Source organism: Rufibacter roseolus (assembly GCF_017916365.1).
GTDB classification, from domain to species: Bacteria; Bacteroidota; Bacteroidia; order Cytophagales; family Hymenobacteraceae; genus Nibribacter; species Nibribacter roseolus.
This window is the reverse complement of record NZ_JAFMSU010000003.1, coordinates 458524-475172: the sequence shown is the minus strand read 5'-3', so window position 1 is coordinate 475172 and position 16649 is coordinate 458524. Positions and strand designations below refer to the sequence as shown.

The window sequence follows — 16649 nt, the reverse complement described above, 5'->3', positions numbered from 1 at the left end:
CCGAATCACCTTCGCTTTTCGTATATAAAACTATGAGCAACGCTTATTTTAACATGAAAGTGGCGGACATCACGCAGGAGACGTCAGATGCCATCACCCTTCATTTAGACCATCCAGATAAAAAGAATATCCCTTATGTTCCTGGTCAGTTCCTGACTTTGATTCTGCCGGTGAACGGGCAAAAAGTACGCAGGTCCTACTCCCTGTGCAGCATTCCGGAGGAGCCTTACTTCTCTGTGACGGTGAAGCGGGTACAAGGCGGCCTGGTGTCCAACTTCCTGGCAGAGAATGCCCAGATTGGCCAGACCATTGAAGTGATGGCACCTATCGGGAACTTCAATCTCAAGCCCGATGCCTCCCAAAAGCGTCACATCTTCTTATTCGGCGGCGGAAGCGGCATCACGCCGTTGATGTCCATGCTCAAAAGCACCTTGAAGTATGAGCCCCAAAGCCGCGTGACCCTCGTTTACGGAAACCGCAACGTGGACTCTGTTATTTTCAAAGACCAATTGGCGCAGCTGGTGCAGCAAAACCCAGAGAGGCTGAAAGTGGTGCACGTGTTCAACGAGGCCCTGGTAGACGCCACCGAGAAGCAGGAGCACATTGGCCTGCTGGACCGCAAGATGGTGTTGGACCTCCTGGATGACCTCAGGGTGCCAGGTTACCAGCAGGAAAGCTTTTACATTTGCGGCCCCGAAGGCATGATGAACGAGGTGCGTGAAGCCCTGCACTTCAAGAGTGTGCCCGCCGCCAATATCTACAAAGAAAGCTTCACCGCCCCTACCGGCCCGGAAGCGCACAGCGCCGATGTAAGCGCCGCCCAGGAATCTGATGAGATCATCACCCGCACGGTCACGCTCATCTATGAAGGCCAGGAGTACCAGGTGGAGGTGAAACCTACAGAGACCATTCTGGAAGCCGGCCTCAAGGCCGATATTGACCTCCCTTATTCCTGCCAGGCCGGCCTTTGCACCGCCTGTATGGGCAAGTGCCTGAGTGGCCGCGTGCATTTAGATGAGCGCGAAGGCTTGTCAGATGCAGAAATTGCCCAAGGATACGTTCTAAACTGCGTAGGCCATCCGCTCACCGCCGATGTGGTGATTGAGATTGGTTAATCGTTTTTAACCCGTTTTATGGAAAACACCTCCCAAACGCTCGCGTTGCCAGAACGCAAACCCCGCCAGTACATGCCCGCAGATTTTGAGGTACGGGACTGGGAATCGCTGGAGTCTTACTTTGAGGAATTGAAAACCCGCGAGATCAACTCGCAGGAGGACCTGGAGAAATGGATCGCCGACCGCAGTGAACTGGAGAGCGTGCTCTCTGAGAACCTGGCCTGGCGCTACATTAAGATGACCTGCGACACCCAGGACGAGGCCCTCACCCAAGCGTTCCAGTTCTTCGTGACCGAGATTGAGCCCAAAGCCTCGCCCTATGACGATGCCTTCAACCGCAAGCTGGTGGAGTCGCCGTACATAGACGGGCTGGACGAGCAGAAATACCGCATTTACCTGCGGGGCGTGCGCCGGGCCATTGAGCTGTTCCGGGAGGAGAATATTCCATTGCAGACTGAGATCAGCACGAAGCAGCAGCAGTACGGCGCCATCGCCGGGGCCATGATGGTGACCCTGGAAGGGGAGGAATTGACCCTCCAACGCGCTGCCGACCGCCTGAAGCAAACCGACCGCGCCGTGCGCGAGGAAGCCTACCGGGCTATCCAGAACCGCCGCCTGGAAGACAAAGAGAAGCTGGACGACCTTTACACTGAGCTCGTGCAACTGCGCCACCAGGTTGCCGTGAACGCCGGCTTTGAGAACTTCCGCGACTACATGTTTGCCGCCCTTGGCCGGTTTGACTATGGTCCTGAGGATACGTTCTCGTTCCACCAGGCCATCAAGGAGAAAGTGGTACCCGTTACCCGTCAGATTGACCGGGAGCACAAGGAGAAATTAAATTTGGATACCCTGCGTCCCTGGGACATGGACGTTGATCCCAGTATGCTGCCGCCGCTGGAGCCGTTCAAAACCGGTGATGAACTGCTTTCCCAAACCATTGAGTGCTTCTACCGCCTTGATTCTTTCCTGGGCGACTGCCTCGTGACCATGCGCGAGATGGGCCACCTGGACCTGGAATCCCGCAAGGGCAAAGCACCGGGCGGCTACAACTACCCGCTGGATGAGATAGGGGTGCCGTTCATCTTCATGAATGCGACTTCCTCGCTGCGTGATGTGGTAACCTTGCTGCACGAAGGCGGTCATGCCGTCCATTCTTTCCTGACCCGTGATCTGCCGCTTAACGCCGCTAAACACCCACCGTCCGAGGTAGCCGAACTGGCGTCCATGTCTATGGAATTGCTCACGCTGGACCATTGGGACATTTTCTTCCCGAACCAGGAAGACTTGGTACGCGCCAAACGCCAGCATTTGGAAGGCGTGCTGGAGACCTTCCCGTGGGTAGCCACCATTGACAAGTTCCAGCACTGGGTGTATGAAAACCCCAACCATACCCTAGAAGAGCGCCACCTGAACTGGGTGCGCATCTTCGAGGAGTTCAACCTGCAGGAAGTGGATTGGAGCGGTTTGGAGCACATTAAGCCTTACATCTGGCAAAAGCAGCTGCACCTCTACGAAGTACCTTTCTATTACGTGGAGTATGCCATGGCCCAACTGGGCGCCGTTGCCGTCTGGAAGCGCTACAAATCTGAACCCGAAGCGGCACTGGAAGGCTACAAAAAAGCGCTCAGTCTGGGCTATACTGCCACCATCGGGGAAATCTACGCTGCCGCTGGCATTCGTTTCGATTTCTCCAGCGAGTACATCCAGACCCTGGGTGACTTTGTAAAAAACGAACTGGCCCAACTGGACCAAAAATAATCAGACGATTCCTTTAAAACAGAAAAGCCCCAGAAGATATCTGGGGCTTTTCTGTTTTAGATCAATTTTTTCAAAATCTGCCTGAAAACGATCTATATGTAGGAGGAAGGGCTATGAAGCCGTTTCCGCCGGATAATCTGAATGCTTTATGATCCTGTATCTGTGCCCTCCTCGGTGGGCTTGGCGTTTTTGTCTACCCACTGGAAAAGCGGGGCTGGCTGCAGCGTGTCAAAGGGTTTTCCCAACTTGGGCACCTGTTTCTTGTAGCGGCGGAGCAGCGTGTTCAGTTCTTTGGCGGTCTGGTCATAGCGGCCGCGGTAGAAAACGGTCTCGGTTTGATGTGCGGTGATAGACTGGTTCAGAGAATCTACGCGGGGAACGCCGGTGGGCCCATCTTCAGGTAGAAAAGCGCGTAAAGCGTTCCATACAGAGTCCTGGGCGGCATCATAGGCGTCAATGCGGTCAGAGTCGCGCACGGTGTTGCGGTCATAGCGCAGGGTACGCAGGCGGCGGAGGGCTTTCTGCAACTCGGAGCGCTGCTGCGCTTCCATGGCGGCAGGCGGAATGGCCGCTAGCATCTCTTCCATTTGCTGGGTTTTGAGGCTGTCGCTCCACATCATTACCTTCCATTTGCCGTCAAGGGTATCCGAGAGAACCGTCAGCTCCTCCTTCAATTGCTCATCAGAGATGGGGCGGGCCAACGGGCCAGACCTGCCGGAGTCTTTGGAACAGCCAGCCATACCCAGGATCACCGCCACGGATAGCCCAAAGATTATATGTTTTCTCATGCTTTCTTGTGTAAATGAGACTACGCTGTTATGATGCGTAGGTGGGCCAAAAAGAAGGCCAGACACCCTGCAAACGTAACAGTTCCCTTTCCCGTTACAGCGCAAACCCACCCGCGGAACCTTTATTCAAAGGGAAAGCAAAGGCGAGCAAGGCCGTTCAATCCTTTTCAGGGAACGCCTTAAAGCCTGCGAAATTATAAAGAGGCTATTTTAACTTCCGGCTTTAGAAGTTTTTGAGGCCGTTGAGCAGCAGGTTGGAAAGGAACTCTGCGATGTCATCTGGGCTCATCTTACCTTCGGGTTTGTACCACATGTGCAGCCAGTTAAGGCTGGAGAGGAGCGTCAATACCACAAATTTTTCATCGGTGACTTTGAATTCGCCGCTGGCGATTCCCTCGCGCACAATCTCCCGCAGGCTTTCCTCGTATTGGAAACGCATGTCGTGGAATTTGCTCAGGGAAGGCTCGCTGAGGTGGCGCCACTCATTTAGGAACACCCCGGCCGCCGGCGGGTTTTTGGTCAATACCCGCACGTGGGCCGCTACCGCCAGACGCAGTTTCTCGCCTGCCGGCACGTCTTTGTTCTTCACCTCGTCAAAGGCGGCATTGAACTCATCGGCCATCTTAAAGCAGACGCGCTGCAGAATGTCTTCCTTTGATTTGATGTGCGAGTAAAGACTACCGGCCTCAATTCCCAATTCAAGGGCTAGGTCCCGCATGGTGGTGGCAGCGAAACCTCTGGATTTGAAAAGGGAAGTGGCAACTTGGTCTATCTGTTCTTTGCGCGACAATTGGGTGCTGGACATAGAGGTACTGTTTACAATCAAAGCTACTAATGCGAACGGCCGTTAGCAAATTTACTTGCCTGGGCTCGTGAATTCTTTGCAATGAAAGGTGCTTTGGAAAAGCTATCTTTGCGTTTTGGGCAAGTTTTTCTAAAAATAAGACGAAAACGTATATCTCCTATTAAATAAGGACGAAAAAGTACGATAAGTAGATACAATATGTCAGAATATACCTCTTTAGACACTTTAGGCGAATTTGGGTTGATTCGCCGTTTGCAGGAAAATATTGAAATGAACCAGCCGTCTACGGTGGTGGGCATTGGCGACGATGCCGCGGTGCTGGAGCCGGGCCAGAAGCAGATTGTGGTTTCCACGGATATGCTGGTGGAGAACGTTCACTTTGACCTCACTTTCTGCCCGTTGAAACACCTGGGCTACAAGGCCGTGGCCGTGAACGTCTCTGATATTGCCGCCATGAACGCCATTCCCACCCAGATTGTGGTGAGTTTGGCCATTGGCGCGCGCTATACCGTGGAGGCCATTGAAGAGCTGTACGCCGGCATGCGCCTGGCCTGCGAGAACTATAACGTGGACCTGGTAGGCGGCGACACCACGGCCTCGCGCGGCGGGTTGGTCATCAGTATCACCGCCTTGGGCGAAGTGGAGAAAGGTAAAGCGGTTCTGCGCAGCACTGCCCAAATTAATGACCTCATCTGCGTCACCGGAGACCTGGGCGGTGCTTACCTGGGCCTGCAACTCCTGGAACGCGAGAAACAGGCTTACCTGGCAGATCCCGATACCCAACCCGAGCTGGAAGGCAAGGACTACGTGGTGGGACGGCAACTTCGGCCGGAGGCCCGCATGGATGTGATCCATGAACTCAAGGAACTGGGCGTGCATCCCACTTCTATGATTGATATCTCCGATGGATTGGGTTCTGAGTTGCTGCACATCTGCTCGCAGAGCCGGGTAGGGGCCGCTATCTACCAGGACAAACTCCCCGCCGATCAGCAGACCCTGGAAACCGCCGAGGAATTCAAACTGGACCCCGTGACCTGTATCCTCAACGGCGGCGAAGACTACGAACTGCTCTTCACCGTGAAAATGGCCGACTTTGACAAGATCAGAAACCACCCGGATATCACCATCATCGGAAACATCACCGATGCCGGCGAGGGGGTGCGCTTGGTAACGCCAAGCGGCAACGCCTTCCCCATCAAGGCGCAGGGCTGGAACCACTTCAGCTAAAATTGGCTAATCATTAAACAGCAAGCCCCAACTTTCTGCTAGAAGTTGGGGCTTGCTGTTTATAGGTTGTTTTCAGGAAATAGGGCTGGAAACCTCGCGGGTTTTTAATCCTCCGGATACGGCACGAACACGAAGTTCATGAAATCGCGGTCTATCACGAAAAGGCAGCAATATTCATCGGCATCGCGGTAGGCTTGCTGGAAATCCTCTATTTTATCTTCCAGTACCAGTTTTCGGCCCACAAAATCCTCCAGGTAAGAAGCGTTGATGTTCCAGTCCAGCTGGCGCTCCTCGGCCGCGATGAGCAGCCCGCCAATCTTGGTGACCTCCTTGGAGAACACGAAAATGGGGTACTTGGAGATATCACGCTTTCTGATGAGGTAAGAAGCCTCTTTCAATGTATCAGACACCTGCACAAAGTCTTTGGTGATGGTGCCCAAGTATTTACCGTTCAGTTCTGGATCGTTTTGCATAATGGTAGCACGTAGTACGTATCAGGTATCACGAAGTAAGTTGTTTTGCGCCCCTGCCGTTGTAGGCCTGTTTCTGAGAAATAAGCTTAAAACGGCAGGGGCTTTCTTTTGAGAATCCTAGCTTTTGAGCGTGAGCAGGGCCACGCTCTCTACGTGGTAGGTCTGCGGGAACATATCCACCGGCTGAATTTTCACCACATCGTACAGATCAGCGAGCATCTCCAGGTCGCGGGCCTGGGTGGCGGGGTTGCAGCTCACGTACACAATGCGGCTGGCTTTCACCTCCAGCAGTTTGGCCACCACGTCTGGGTGCATGCCGGCGCGGGGCGGATCGGTGATGATCACATCTGGTCGGCCGTGTTTGGCGAAGAGTTCGGTGGTGAGCACGTCCTTCATGTCGCCGGCGTAGAAATGCGTATTGGTGATGTCGTTGATCTGCGAGTTGATCTTGGCGTCTTCAATGGCGCTGGCCACGTACTCAATGCCCACCACCTGCGCGGCCGAGCGGGCTACGAAGTTGGCAATGGTGCCGGCTCCGGTGTACAGGTCATACACAGTCTCGTGGCCGTTGAGCACCGCGAACTCGCGGGTGAGTTTGTACAAATTGTAGGCCTGCTCTGAGTTGGTCTGGTAGAAAGACTTCGGTCCCACTCTAAAGCGGAGACCTTCCATCTGCTCATGGATATACGGATCGCCGTGGTAGCACACCACCTCCAGGTCATGGAAGGTCTCGTTGCCTTTGCTGTTGACCACGTACTGCAGCGAGGTGATCTGCGGAAACTCCTGCAGCAGGAAATCCAGCAGCGGCATCAGCCACTCGGGCTGGTCCTGGAACACCTGCACAATCACCATCAGGTCGCCGGTGTTGGCGGTTCTGATGATGAGGTTCCGCAGAAAGCCTTCCTGTTTCACCAGATCAAAGAACGGCAGGTTGTTTTCTCGCGCGTAGTTCTTCACCGCCAGCCTGATCTCGTTAGACGGAGCCGGTTGCAAATAGCAGTGCTGAATGTCCACGATCTTGTCAAAGCGCAAAGGCACGTGGAAACCTAGGGCCCGACGGTCCAGGTCTTCGCCGCTGTCAATCTGCTCTTTGGTAAGCCAGGCGTTGCCCGAGAAAGTGAACTCCAGCTTGTTGCGGTAAAAGCTCACGCGGTCAGACGGCAGGATGGGCAGCATCTCATGGCCCGTAATCTTTCCTATGCGTTCAATGTTGTCATTCACCTGCTTCTGCTTGTAGAACAGCTGGGTCTCGTACGGAATATGCTGCCACTTACAGCCGCCGCAGACGTTGAAGTGCTCGCAGAACGGTTGAGTCCGGGCCTCGGAATACTCATGGAAATACACCGGTACCGCCTCCAGGTAATTTTTCCGCTTTTTGGTCACGCGCACGTCCACCACATCGCCGGGGGCCACGTCTGAGATGAACACCACCAGGTTGTCGTGGCGGGAAATGCACTTGCCTTCTGCGGCCATCTCCTCCACGCGCAGTTGTGGGATGACCTCGTATTTATGTTTCTTTTTCTTGAATTTTCTCACGATGCCGCAAAATTACAAAGAAAACTCTGCACCAGAACCTTTTCCGGTAAATGCGGTCAAAGGAGTTTTTAAGAAATCGGCTCAAAAACGGGTTTGTGAAAAATTCAGGGTTAAGTCAGGTATAGAAACCATAGGTACCAGAGTTTCTGGCGGCGAACTCCTTTTACATTAGAGTTCCGTTTCAGAGCCCTTTTTCTGGAAATCGACCCAAAACGGCAGCCTATTACTTTTTGAATCTGACACCCAGGTTCACGCCGGGCCATACCACCACCCGCGACTGCCGGGAGATGTTCTCAAACAAAGGCCAGGGCTCCAGTTTCATGCCTGGGTCTTCACCTACTTTCAGCGGACGACGGTTAGAGACGAACACGTTGAGCGTGGCCCCGTACAGCAGCGCCACCTTCCCGAAATCCCGCTCTTTGGTGAGGCGCACCTGCTCCAGGAGGTTGCTGGAGCCTTTGGTCCAGAACTTGTCTTCGTTCACCTGGTAAATGAGCACGTCCAGGAACATGCCCTTGGAATTCACCGGAAAGCCCAGCCCCAACCCGTACCCGAAATGATGTTTGCCCTCGTGCGGACCCCAACCTAGCGCGAAAACGCTGTACAGTTTCTGGGTTCCCAGTTTGAGAGCCCCGTTGGCGTAAAAGGTTTCCCCGGCCCAAACCTCGGCCCGGTAATAGCCGCCGTGCCGTACAATATTGATCAAGCCCAACGTAGCCCCACTGCTGGAATCCGCTATGTTGATCAAGCCCATCTGCAAACCTTTGGAGTGGCTCGTCCGGTTGATGGCACCTAACTGCAACCCATTCAGCACACCAGTAATTGTATTGAGGACCCCGCCAATCTGAGCTCCGTTTACGTCGCCTTCCACGGTGTTGAGAATTCCGCCTAACTGAAGACCTTCCAGACTTGACTCCGGCGAAAGGATAGAATCTGGCTGTTGGCTCTGCAGAAGGTTGAAATTGGTGGGAAGCGCCCCGATGGTATTGATGAGTCCGGCCAATTGCAGGCCTTTGGAGAAATAGCGGTTCCGGTTAATCAAGCCGCTGAGCTGGACGCCGCTCACGCCGCCGCTTTTATCGCCCAGCACCCCGAAGGAAAAGGACGTGTAGTACTGCTCGCTCTGTTTTCCGTTGGAGCCTAAACCCGGTGTGACCGAAAACTGAACCGGTCGGTATTCCAGGGAAGTGCCAGATGGATTTTGGGAGAAACAATCCGCAGCCATACCCAGGAGCGCTGCAAGAGAGAAGAAAAATTTTTTCATGGTAAACGTGCTAAAGCACCTTTTTGAAGGTGGTTAGAAGTAATGACGGCTTTTCTGCCGTTTACCCCCACGTTGCTTTGACGATTGTTGAATGCCTACCACGGGAAGTGCGGAAACCAGATGGGGTAAATGGTGCGAAACTTATCGTAGATTTGCAGCGGCTGCTATGCGGCAAATGAAGCATTTGAACATGAAAGATAAAGTTGTCATTATCACCGGCGGATCGTCCGGAATTGGGCGGGCCTGCGCCCTGGCGTTTGGACGGGCCGGCGGAAAAATCGTGATCTCGGCCCGGAATTCGCAGAAATTGCAGGAAGTAGGTCAGGAACTGAAGGCCGCCGGCGTGGAATACCTGACCGTTACCGGTGATGTCAGCATAGAAGAAGACTGCCACCGCCTGATAGACGAGACCGTGGCCCGCTTCGGGAGGATAGACGTGATGCTGAACAACGCAGGCATCAGTATGCGGGCGCTTTTCCAGGATGTGGATTTGAGCGTGATCCGGCAGTTGATGGACATCAACTTCTGGGGAACCGTTTACTGCACCAAATTCGCGCTGCCGTATCTGCTTAAATCCAAAGGATCGGTGATAGGGGTGTCTTCCATTGCCGGTTACCAGGGATTGCCTGGCCGCACTGGTTACTCGGCCTCTAAATTCGCGATGCAAGGCTTTCTGGGCGCCCTCCGCACCGAGACGCTGCACCAGGGACTTCATGTGATGATCGCCTGCCCAGGTTTTACCGCCTCCAACATCCGAAACACCGCCCTCTCCGCCGACGGAAGCCAGCAAGGAGAATCCCCGCGCGATGAAGCCAAGATGATGACCGCCGAAGAAGTCGCCGATCGCATCCTGGAAGCCACCCGCAAGCGCAAGCGCGAACTAGTGCTTACCACCCAGGGCAAGCTGGCGGTATTACTAGGTAAGTTCCTGCCCGGCCTCACCGATAAGCTGGTGTACAACCAAATGAAGAAAGAGCCGAATTCGCCTTTTAAATAGAAGAAGCATTTCGGGTCTGTTTTCAGGAAAATGGGTCTGAAATAGGATGCGCTTGCAGCATTTTACTATGGTGCGGAAGTTCTTAGGGAATGCGTACGACGTTACAGTGTAACGTCGCTACAGACCAAAATGTAGCGTCGTTACACTGTAACGTCGTCATCCGGCAGGATGAAAGGGCGGTGCCTACAAGCAAGGCCAAACCGGGGCAAAAGCATTTCCCACAAACAGGAGTTCTAACCTTTGTCCTTACTAAACAGCTTTTCAGTATAAATTGATTTAAAAGTGTCTCAGGCTCAATTTCATTAAAATTGCCCCAAAACAGAAAGAGCCTGCAGCACACTGCAGGCTCTTTCTGTTTTAAGTTAAAACCAACTCGATTTCTACCTTGCCGCAGTGGCATTGGTGGTGCCTTTCTGGTCTGCCACGGTGGCCGCAATTTTGGAATCGGCGGTGCCGTAGTAGAGGTACCACTTGCCTTTGAACGGCGCCAATCCTTCCACGAAACAGACGTTGTCTACCTGTCCGCTGATCTCGTATTCCTTGTCTGGGGTGATGAACCATTTGGGGGTGCGGGCCAGCACTTTGAACGGATCGTTTTTGTCCAGGAGCACCTGTCCGGCGGCGTAGTTCCCGGCGGCCAGGGTGGTGTCACCGTAGGTGGGGCTGTTTTTGCTGTTGTAGATGAACACGATGCCTCGGTCAGTGAGCAGGGCGGGCGGACCGGGTTCTACCAGTTCGCTGTCAAACTCGTATTTGCGGGGCTGAAAGACCACTTTGAATGCCTCGTCGTAGCCCCGCATGCTGTCGGGTTTGGCCTTGGTGGGATCGGTCTCGGGGACCGGGGTCCAGTCAATGAGGTTATCGGAGGTGGCCATGTAGATGTTCGATTCGCCCCACAGCATCTGGTACTTGCCGTTGATTTTGGTCGCGACTAACCGGTTGCCCACTTGCCGCGCGATAATGGAACCCGCCTTGGTCCAGTACTTGACGTATTTGCCGTTTTTCACTTTCCCGAACACCGAGCCGTGCTTTTTCCAGTGCCTTAAATCTTTGGAAGTGGCGATCATGAGGCGGGCGGTTTTGCCGTCATAGGCGGTATAGGTGAGGTAATAGGTGCCGTTCTCGTCTTCCACCATCCGTGGGTCCTCGCAGCCGCCTTCCCATTCCAGGGCTTTGTAGGCATCATTGTCAGGATAGAGGACCGGGGCCGGGTACTTGGTGAACTTGAGACCATCGGTGCTGTAGGCCAGGCCCAGCCGCGAAGTCCCCGCGAACCGGCCAATCTTGTCCTCTGCGCGGTACAGCATGTAAACCGTATCGTTCCTGACGGCTACCGTTGGGTTGAACACATCCTTGGCTTCCCAGGCCACGGAGTCTTTCCGGATGGGGTCATAGAACATGGCCTTGGGGTCTGGAACGAGGACCGGATTGGCGGCATCGGCTTTCACAAACGGGCCCAAAGTCCAGTCCTCAGTAGTATTCTGGGTGGTGGCCGAGGCTTGGGCCTGCTCGGTTTTCTCCCGTTTACTCTGGCAGCTGGCGATTCCTACGACTACAAGCAGGCTCAGGATGGATAGCTCTTTGAATATGTTTTTCATAGTTGATGACTCGTTTTTAGGGTGGAGTGGAAGCCCGGCCCCGCATTAAAGGAGCCGGGTCGTTTTTGACCTAGTTTTGTGGTAAACCCAGTAAATCAACCTCGCGGCGGGGGATGGGTAGCAAGGCATTGCTGGGTTGCCAGCCGTTGCCGTAGTCTTTGTAGCCTTTGAGCGGATCAGCGTCCGGAGCTTTGGCCAGCACCTCATCCGCGAGGCCCCAGCGCACCAGATCATAGTAGCGGTGTCCTTCAAAGGCCAGTTCCACCCGCCGCTCGTGCCGGATGGCAGCAAGCAACTCCTGCTGGTCGTTGGTGGTGACTTCCGGCAAAGCCGAGGGATTGCTGGCCTGGTTTCTGGCGCGCGCCCGCACCTGTTCCAGCGCCGCCCGGGCCTCGGCCAGTTGGTTCAGCTCGGCGTGGGCTTCGGCTTTCCAGAGCAGCACATCGGCGTAGCGGATGTAGATGTAGTCCACGCCACCATCGTCAATGGGGGTTACATTTTGCATGAACTTTTTCACGTTGTAGCCCGTGAGCGGAGACCAGGCGGGGTTGTAGTCAGAACCGTCCAGCCATTTGTCGCCGGCCATGAAAACGGTGGCTTTCAGCCTCGGGTCGTTCGGCTCGAATTCATCCACCAGGTCCTGGGTGGGGATTTGGAAGCCCCAACCTTTGCCCTGCGGCGCGAATACGGCGTTCAGGATAGAGCCCTGAGAGGGCACCAGACCGGCCTCGTGCCGGGAGGCGAAGATGATTTCCTTGCCTCTTTCGCCTTCGCCGTTGAAATTATCCTCAAACTCGGGCAGCAGCATGTAACCTGATTTCTGCACCTCGGCAATCTCGTTGAGGCAATCCTGCCAGCGCTCGCGGTAGATGTAGGTTTTGGCCAGCAGCGCGTGGGCCGCCCCGCTGGTGGCGCGGTGGTAATTGGCGTCCTCGGGGTAGGACATGGGCAGCAGTTGCATGGCCTGGGCCAGGTCGCTTTCAATCTGGGCGTACACTTCCTGCACCGAGGCCCGGACCGTATTATCGGACTTGCCTTGTTCCGGGGCTAGGAGCGGCACTCCGCCGAAGTTGACCACCAGTCGGAAGTAGTAGAAAGCCCTCAGAAAGTAGGCTTCGCCGCGCATGCGGTTGTAAAGGTCAGCGCTGAGGCCCGGTATGTTACTCCCGTCCTGCTGCAGAAACGTGTTGGCGGCGTTGATGCCTTTGTAGTTGAAGCGCCAGATACCCAGTACATTGTTGTTCTCGGGAAAGATATTGAAGGTCTCCATCCTTCTCATATCTTCCTGGTCGCCCAAGCCGCCGCCTCCTTTTACGGCATCATCGCTCATGACATCCCCAATGACCCATTCGCGGGGGATAGAGGCCCCGTTTTCCCACTCCCAGTTGCCCCTGAACCGATTAGTGATGGGCAGGTACACGGCGTCAATGGCCAGCTGGAAGTCACTGGCCTGGGTGAAGACGTTCCCCTCGGTGAGTTTCCCTTGCGGAAGTTTGTCCAGCTCGTCCTGACAACTGGTTTGCAGGACAATCAGCAAAAACAGGCTATAAATATACTTTTTCATGTCTGATAGTTTGGGTGGAATAACTGGCCCGAAGGCCTCAACCAATAGTTAGAAGCCCAACTGCAACCCGAAAGTGTAGATGCGCGACTGCGGATACGTGCCCATGTCAATGCCCCGGCCCAAGTCGCCGTAGTTGGCCAGGTTTTCATTGGTGTACAGCTCTGGGTCCATGCCACCGTAGTCGGTGATGGTGAAGAGGTTCTGGGCGCTGGCGTAAATCCGAGCCCGGGCTACACCCACGCGCTGCATCAGAGAACCGGGCAAGGTGTAGCCCAGCACCACGTTTTTAAGGCGTAGGTAAGAGCCGCTTTCCACGTACCGGTCAGAGGAACGGCGGTTGTTGTTGGGGTCCTGGTAAGTGGCCCGGGGCATGGAATTGCTGGTGCCCTCGCCATGCCAGCGCTCCTCGTAGAAATCCCGCTTCACGTTGAAGCCGCGCGCGTCAAAGCTGTTGATGATGTTGTCTACCTCGTTGTAGATGTCGTTGCCGTACACGCCGTTGAAAAACAGGTTCAGGTCGAAGTTCTTAAAGCTGAAGGTGCCGTTCAGGCTGTACAGCAGATCTGGGTTGGGGTCGCCGATGATGGTGCGGTCGGCATCGTCAATCTTGCCGTCATTATTCACGTCCACGAACCGGATGTCGCCGGGCTGGGCGTTGGGCTGCAGTTGCTCGCCGGTGGCATTGACGTAGGCTTGCACGTCTTCCTCGGTTTGGAACAGCCCGTTGGTTTTATAGCCGTAAAACGCGCTCAGCGGCAAACCCTCGCGCAGAATCACGCTGCCGGAACCCGAGGAAAGGATCTGCTCCTTGGATTGATACAAAGACACCACCCGGTTTTTCACCGTGGTCAGGTTGCCCGTCACATCCCAGGAGAAGCCGCCGGTGCTCTGCCGGTAATTGAGCGTGAAGTCCCAGCCTTTGTTCGAGAGCTTGGCGCCGTTCACGTAGGGCGGCGTGGCGTCTCCGTTGGTGTAGGAGGCGGGCAGCTGAATAAGGATGTCTCGGGACTGCTTGTCGAAGTAATCCACGCTCAGGTTCACCATGCCCTGGAACAGCGAGGCGTCCAGCCCTACGTTGGTCTGCTCGGTGGTTTCCCATTTCACATCGGGGTTGCCTAGGCTGATGGGCTGCAACACGCCGTTGGAGGTGGAGTACAGCGTAGCAAACGGGTACAACCCGATTTCTTGGTTGCCCAACTGGCCCCAGCTGGCGCGCAGTTTCAGATCCGGAAGCCAGGTCACGTTCTGCATGAAATTCTCCCGCGCCAAATTCCAACCCACCGATACCGATGGGAAATACCCGGTGCGATTGTTCTCGCTGAAGCGGGAGGAGGCATCGGCGCGGAGGTTGGCGGTTAAGAGGTATTTTTCCTTAAACGCATAAGAAACGCGCCCGAAATAGGACATCAAGGCCCATTCTTCCTCCACGCCGCTGCTGAACTGCTGCCCCAGCCCGAAGTCCAGGTACTGCAGATCCGGGTTGGCATCGGTGCGGTTATCGTAGCCGTTTCGGGCCGCCGAGAGGTAATCCACCTTGAAGGTGACGTACTCGGTGCCCAGGGTGAAACCTACGTCATGGGCCTCGTTGAATTTATGGTTGTAGTTGAGGGTGTTGGTCCAGTTGAGGGTGTAGTACCGGTGCCGGAATTTGTCCAGGGACTTGTCTTTGTCAGTGAGGGTGGTGCGGTCGCCGGGGATCTGGCCGTTGTACTGTTGCTGTTCCTGCAATGAGAAATCAAGGCCGGCATCGGTGCGCAGGCGGAAATCTTCCAGGAACTTGACCTCGACGTAAATGTTGCCCACGGCCCGGTAGCGGTCCAGCGCCCGATTGCGGTAATCAGCGATGGCGAGCGGGTTTTTGGCATCGCCATAGAAAATAGGGTTCTGGTAGAGCGAGGCCGGCGGCAAATCGGTGTAAAATCCGGTAACGGGGTCATAAACGGGAATGGCGTTGGGCCGCAGCAGCGCGTACCGCACCACGCCGGGCAAACTACCGGGCCTGCCGCCATCGCCGGAGGCACCCAGCGCTTTGGTGTAATCATAGGTGAGGTTCAGGTTCTCGCCCACAGTGAGCCATTTGCGCACGGTGCTGCTCACGTTGGACCGGAGGCCGTAACGCTTGAACTCTGAGCTCTGGATGGTGCCTTCCTGGTTCACGTGGTTGCCGGAGAGGTAGTACCGGGTCACGTCATTGCCGCCGGAGAAGCTGAGGTTGTACCGCTGGATGGCGGCGGTCCGGAAAACGGCATCGAGCCAATCGGTGTTGGGGAGCGTGGCGGCGTTGTCATTGTTGCGGGTGGTGGCCCCGTCATTGGTAAAAGCCTCGTTCTGCAGCTCAATAAACTCGGCGGTGCTCACCATGTCTGGCAAGCCGATGGCACTGGCCAGTCCGTAGGCCGCCTCCACAGCAATCTCATTTTTACCGGCCTTGCCGGATTTGGTAGTTACCAGCACTACCCCGTTGGCGGCCCGGGCCCCATAAATGGCCGAGGCGGCGGCGTCTTTCAGCACCTCAATGGATTCTATGTCATTGGGCGAGATGGTGTTCAGACCTCCGGTCACGGGCACCCCGTCTATAATAAAGAGCGGATTGCTGTTGTTGAGCGTACCAATTCCCCTGATTCTGATCACGGCCTCGGTACCGGGCGCGCCGGTTGGGGAGGTGACGTTTACGCCGGAAGCCTGGCCCTGCAGCGCCGTGCTCAAATCCACCGCCTGCGTTTGAGCCAGACTGGTCCCTTTTATGGACGAGATGGCCCCCGTCACCTGGCTTTTCTGCTGCGTGCCGTAGCCCACTACTACTACTTCATCCAAGGCCTGTTGGTCGGTGGCCAGCGTGACATTGATGGTGGAGCGGTCATTGATGGCGACTTCCTGCGTCTGGAACCCAATGTAGGTGAACACCAACGTACCGCTTCCGCTGGGCACATTTAAAGAGTAGCTGCCGTCTGAGTTTGTGGCTGTGGCGGTAGTGGCACCTTTTAGTTGCACTGTAACCCCGGCCAATCCGGTGCCGGTATCATCGCGCACCACGCCGCTTACCGTGAATGTCTGCCCAAAGGCTTGTCCAACCAAAAACAGGCAGAGCAGCAACATTCCTAGGAAGCGCAACTTCCAGCGCCTTGCTCCCGGGAACGTCTTCTGAGGGTGGGGCAGTTGCCCAAAAGTAGATGTTCTATGCATGTTGTCTGTTAGTAAATGGTACATGAATGGGTGTGTTCCTTCCTGGTACTTCTCGCCCAGCAAAGGCCGCCGCAGCGGTTGGAATGTCTCTTCAGGATGGTTGTTGCCCTGTACTTTCCTGCTTCTGCCGGGCTTATGGGAGTTGATTCAAATGTAAAATTTACCTAACCCTGGGCTATGTACTGGAGTCACAATGTGATGTACTATAGTATCAATCGTTGATTTAAGCTGTTTTGAGTTAGTTTTCAGGAACCTGTTGCGCCAAGGATTTCCGTCTATCTGAATCGTTCCTTTTTAAGGTGTATGTTGACTGAAGGCAGAAATCCGGGAAAATCTGTTTT

Annotated in this window: 12 protein-coding genes; 4 read left to right on the top strand and 8 right to left on the bottom strand. The window is 55.0% G+C overall.

Annotation, left to right across the window (positions count from 1 at the left end):
• Nucleotides 1–32: 32 nt before the first annotated feature.
• A complete protein-coding gene (locus tag J3P35_RS17785) occupies nt 33–1115 on the top strand; it encodes a ferredoxin--NADP reductase (RefSeq protein WP_210466025.1) in 1083 nt (360 codons plus the stop codon).
• An 18-nt stretch (nt 1116–1133) separates the two neighbouring features.
• On the top strand, nt 1134–2873 hold the full coding sequence (locus J3P35_RS17780; RefSeq protein WP_210466024.1) for a M3 family oligoendopeptidase: 1740 nt from the start codon (nt 1134–1136) through the stop codon (nt 2871–2873).
• Between the two features lie 146 nt (nt 2874–3019).
• Here J3P35_RS17780 and J3P35_RS17775 read toward each other — a convergent pair whose 3' ends face one another.
• Both J3P35_RS17775 and J3P35_RS17770 read right to left on the bottom strand, forming a co-directional pair.
• Nucleotides 3020–3661: a hypothetical protein gene (locus tag J3P35_RS17775; RefSeq protein ID WP_210466023.1), complete on the bottom strand. Its 642-nt coding sequence runs from the start codon at nt 3659–3661 to the stop codon at nt 3020–3022.
• 223 nt (nt 3662–3884) lie between these two features.
• Nucleotides 3885–4466, bottom strand: a complete 582-nt coding sequence (locus J3P35_RS17770; RefSeq protein WP_210466022.1) for a TetR/AcrR family transcriptional regulator — start codon at nt 4464–4466, stop codon at nt 3885–3887.
• A gap of 198 nt (nt 4467–4664) precedes the next feature.
• Between J3P35_RS17770 and thiL the strand changes: the two genes are divergently transcribed.
• Entirely contained in the window at nt 4665–5693 is a 1029-nt protein-coding gene (gene thiL, locus J3P35_RS17765; protein ID WP_210466020.1) for a thiamine-phosphate kinase, read from the top strand.
• Between the two features lie 104 nt (nt 5694–5797).
• On the opposite strand, the gene J3P35_RS17760 is transcribed toward thiL, so the two are convergent.
• The 3 genes from J3P35_RS17760 to J3P35_RS17750 all read right to left on the bottom strand — a co-directional run bounded on the left by J3P35_RS17760 (nt 5798) and on the right by J3P35_RS17750 (nt 8966).
• Nucleotides 5798–6166 (bottom strand): hypothetical protein, encoded by a 369-nt coding sequence (locus J3P35_RS17760; protein WP_210466018.1) that lies wholly within the window; start codon nt 6164–6166, stop codon nt 5798–5800.
• Nucleotides 6167–6283: 117 nt separating this feature from the next.
• Entirely contained in the window at nt 6284–7702 is a 1419-nt protein-coding gene (rlmD, locus tag J3P35_RS17755; RefSeq protein WP_317195402.1) for a 23S rRNA (uracil(1939)-C(5))-methyltransferase RlmD, read from the bottom strand.
• A 223-nt stretch (nt 7703–7925) separates the two neighbouring features.
• Nucleotides 7926–8966 carry an LA_2272 family surface repeat-containing protein gene (locus tag J3P35_RS17750; protein ID WP_210466016.1) on the bottom strand — a complete coding sequence of 347 codons (1041 nt, stop codon included), beginning with the start codon at nt 8964–8966 and terminating at the stop codon, nt 7926–7928.
• Nucleotides 8967–9156: 190 nt separating this feature from the next.
• On the opposite strand from J3P35_RS17750, the gene J3P35_RS17745 reads away from it, so the two are divergent.
• Nucleotides 9157–9963 carry an SDR family oxidoreductase gene (locus J3P35_RS17745; RefSeq protein WP_210466014.1) on the top strand — a complete coding sequence of 269 codons (807 nt, stop codon included), beginning with the start codon at nt 9157–9159 and terminating at the stop codon, nt 9961–9963.
• Nucleotides 9964–10343: 380 nt separating this feature from the next.
• Here the strand turns inward: J3P35_RS17745 and J3P35_RS17740 are convergent, their stop codons facing one another.
• From J3P35_RS17740 to J3P35_RS17730, 3 genes are all read right to left on the bottom strand, one after another.
• Nucleotides 10344–11561, bottom strand: coding sequence for a glycoside hydrolase family 130 protein (locus J3P35_RS17740; RefSeq protein ID WP_210466013.1), 1218 nt, complete (start codon nt 11559–11561; stop codon nt 10344–10346).
• A gap of 70 nt (nt 11562–11631) precedes the next feature.
• Complete coding sequence (locus J3P35_RS17735) at nt 11632–13125, bottom strand: RagB/SusD family nutrient uptake outer membrane protein (RefSeq protein WP_210466012.1); 1494 nt, start codon at nt 13123–13125, stop codon at nt 11632–11634.
• Between the two features lie 48 nt (nt 13126–13173).
• The gene (locus J3P35_RS17730) at nt 13174–16308 is read right to left on the bottom strand and encodes a SusC/RagA family TonB-linked outer membrane protein (protein WP_210466011.1); all 3135 of its coding nucleotides are present in this window, start codon (nt 16306–16308) and stop codon (nt 13174–13176) included.
• Nucleotides 16309–16649 lie beyond the last annotated feature (341 nt).

Bases quoted from the DNA above. Each gene is read 5' to 3' on its own strand.
- J3P35_RS17785 (WP_210466025.1), top strand. From the start codon at position 33: ATGAGCAACGCTTATTTTAACATGAAAGTGGCGGACATCACGCAGGAG.
- J3P35_RS17780 (WP_210466024.1), top strand. From the start codon at position 1,134: ATGGAAAACACCTCCCAAACGCTCGCGTTGCCAGAACGCAAACCCCGC.
- J3P35_RS17775 (WP_210466023.1), bottom strand. From the start codon at position 3,661: ATGAGAAAACATATAATCTTTGGGCTATCCGTGGCGGTGATCCTGGGT.
- J3P35_RS17770 (WP_210466022.1), bottom strand. From the start codon at position 4,466: ATGTCCAGCACCCAATTGTCGCGCAAAGAACAGATAGACCAAGTTGCC.
- thiL (WP_210466020.1), top strand. From the start codon at position 4,665: ATGTCAGAATATACCTCTTTAGACACTTTAGGCGAATTTGGGTTGATT.
- J3P35_RS17760 (WP_210466018.1), bottom strand. From the start codon at position 6,166: ATGCAAAACGATCCAGAACTGAACGGTAAATACTTGGGCACCATCACC.
- J3P35_RS17750 (WP_210466016.1), bottom strand. From the start codon at position 8,966: ATGAAAAAATTTTTCTTCTCTCTTGCAGCGCTCCTGGGTATGGCTGCG.
- J3P35_RS17745 (WP_210466014.1), top strand. From the start codon at position 9,157: ATGAAAGATAAAGTTGTCATTATCACCGGCGGATCGTCCGGAATTGGG.
- J3P35_RS17740 (WP_210466013.1), bottom strand. From the start codon at position 11,561: ATGAAAAACATATTCAAAGAGCTATCCATCCTGAGCCTGCTTGTAGTC.
- J3P35_RS17735 (WP_210466012.1), bottom strand. From the start codon at position 13,125: ATGAAAAAGTATATTTATAGCCTGTTTTTGCTGATTGTCCTGCAAACC.
- J3P35_RS17730 (WP_210466011.1), bottom strand. From the start codon at position 16,308: ATGCATAGAACATCTACTTTTGGGCAACTGCCCCACCCTCAGAAGACG.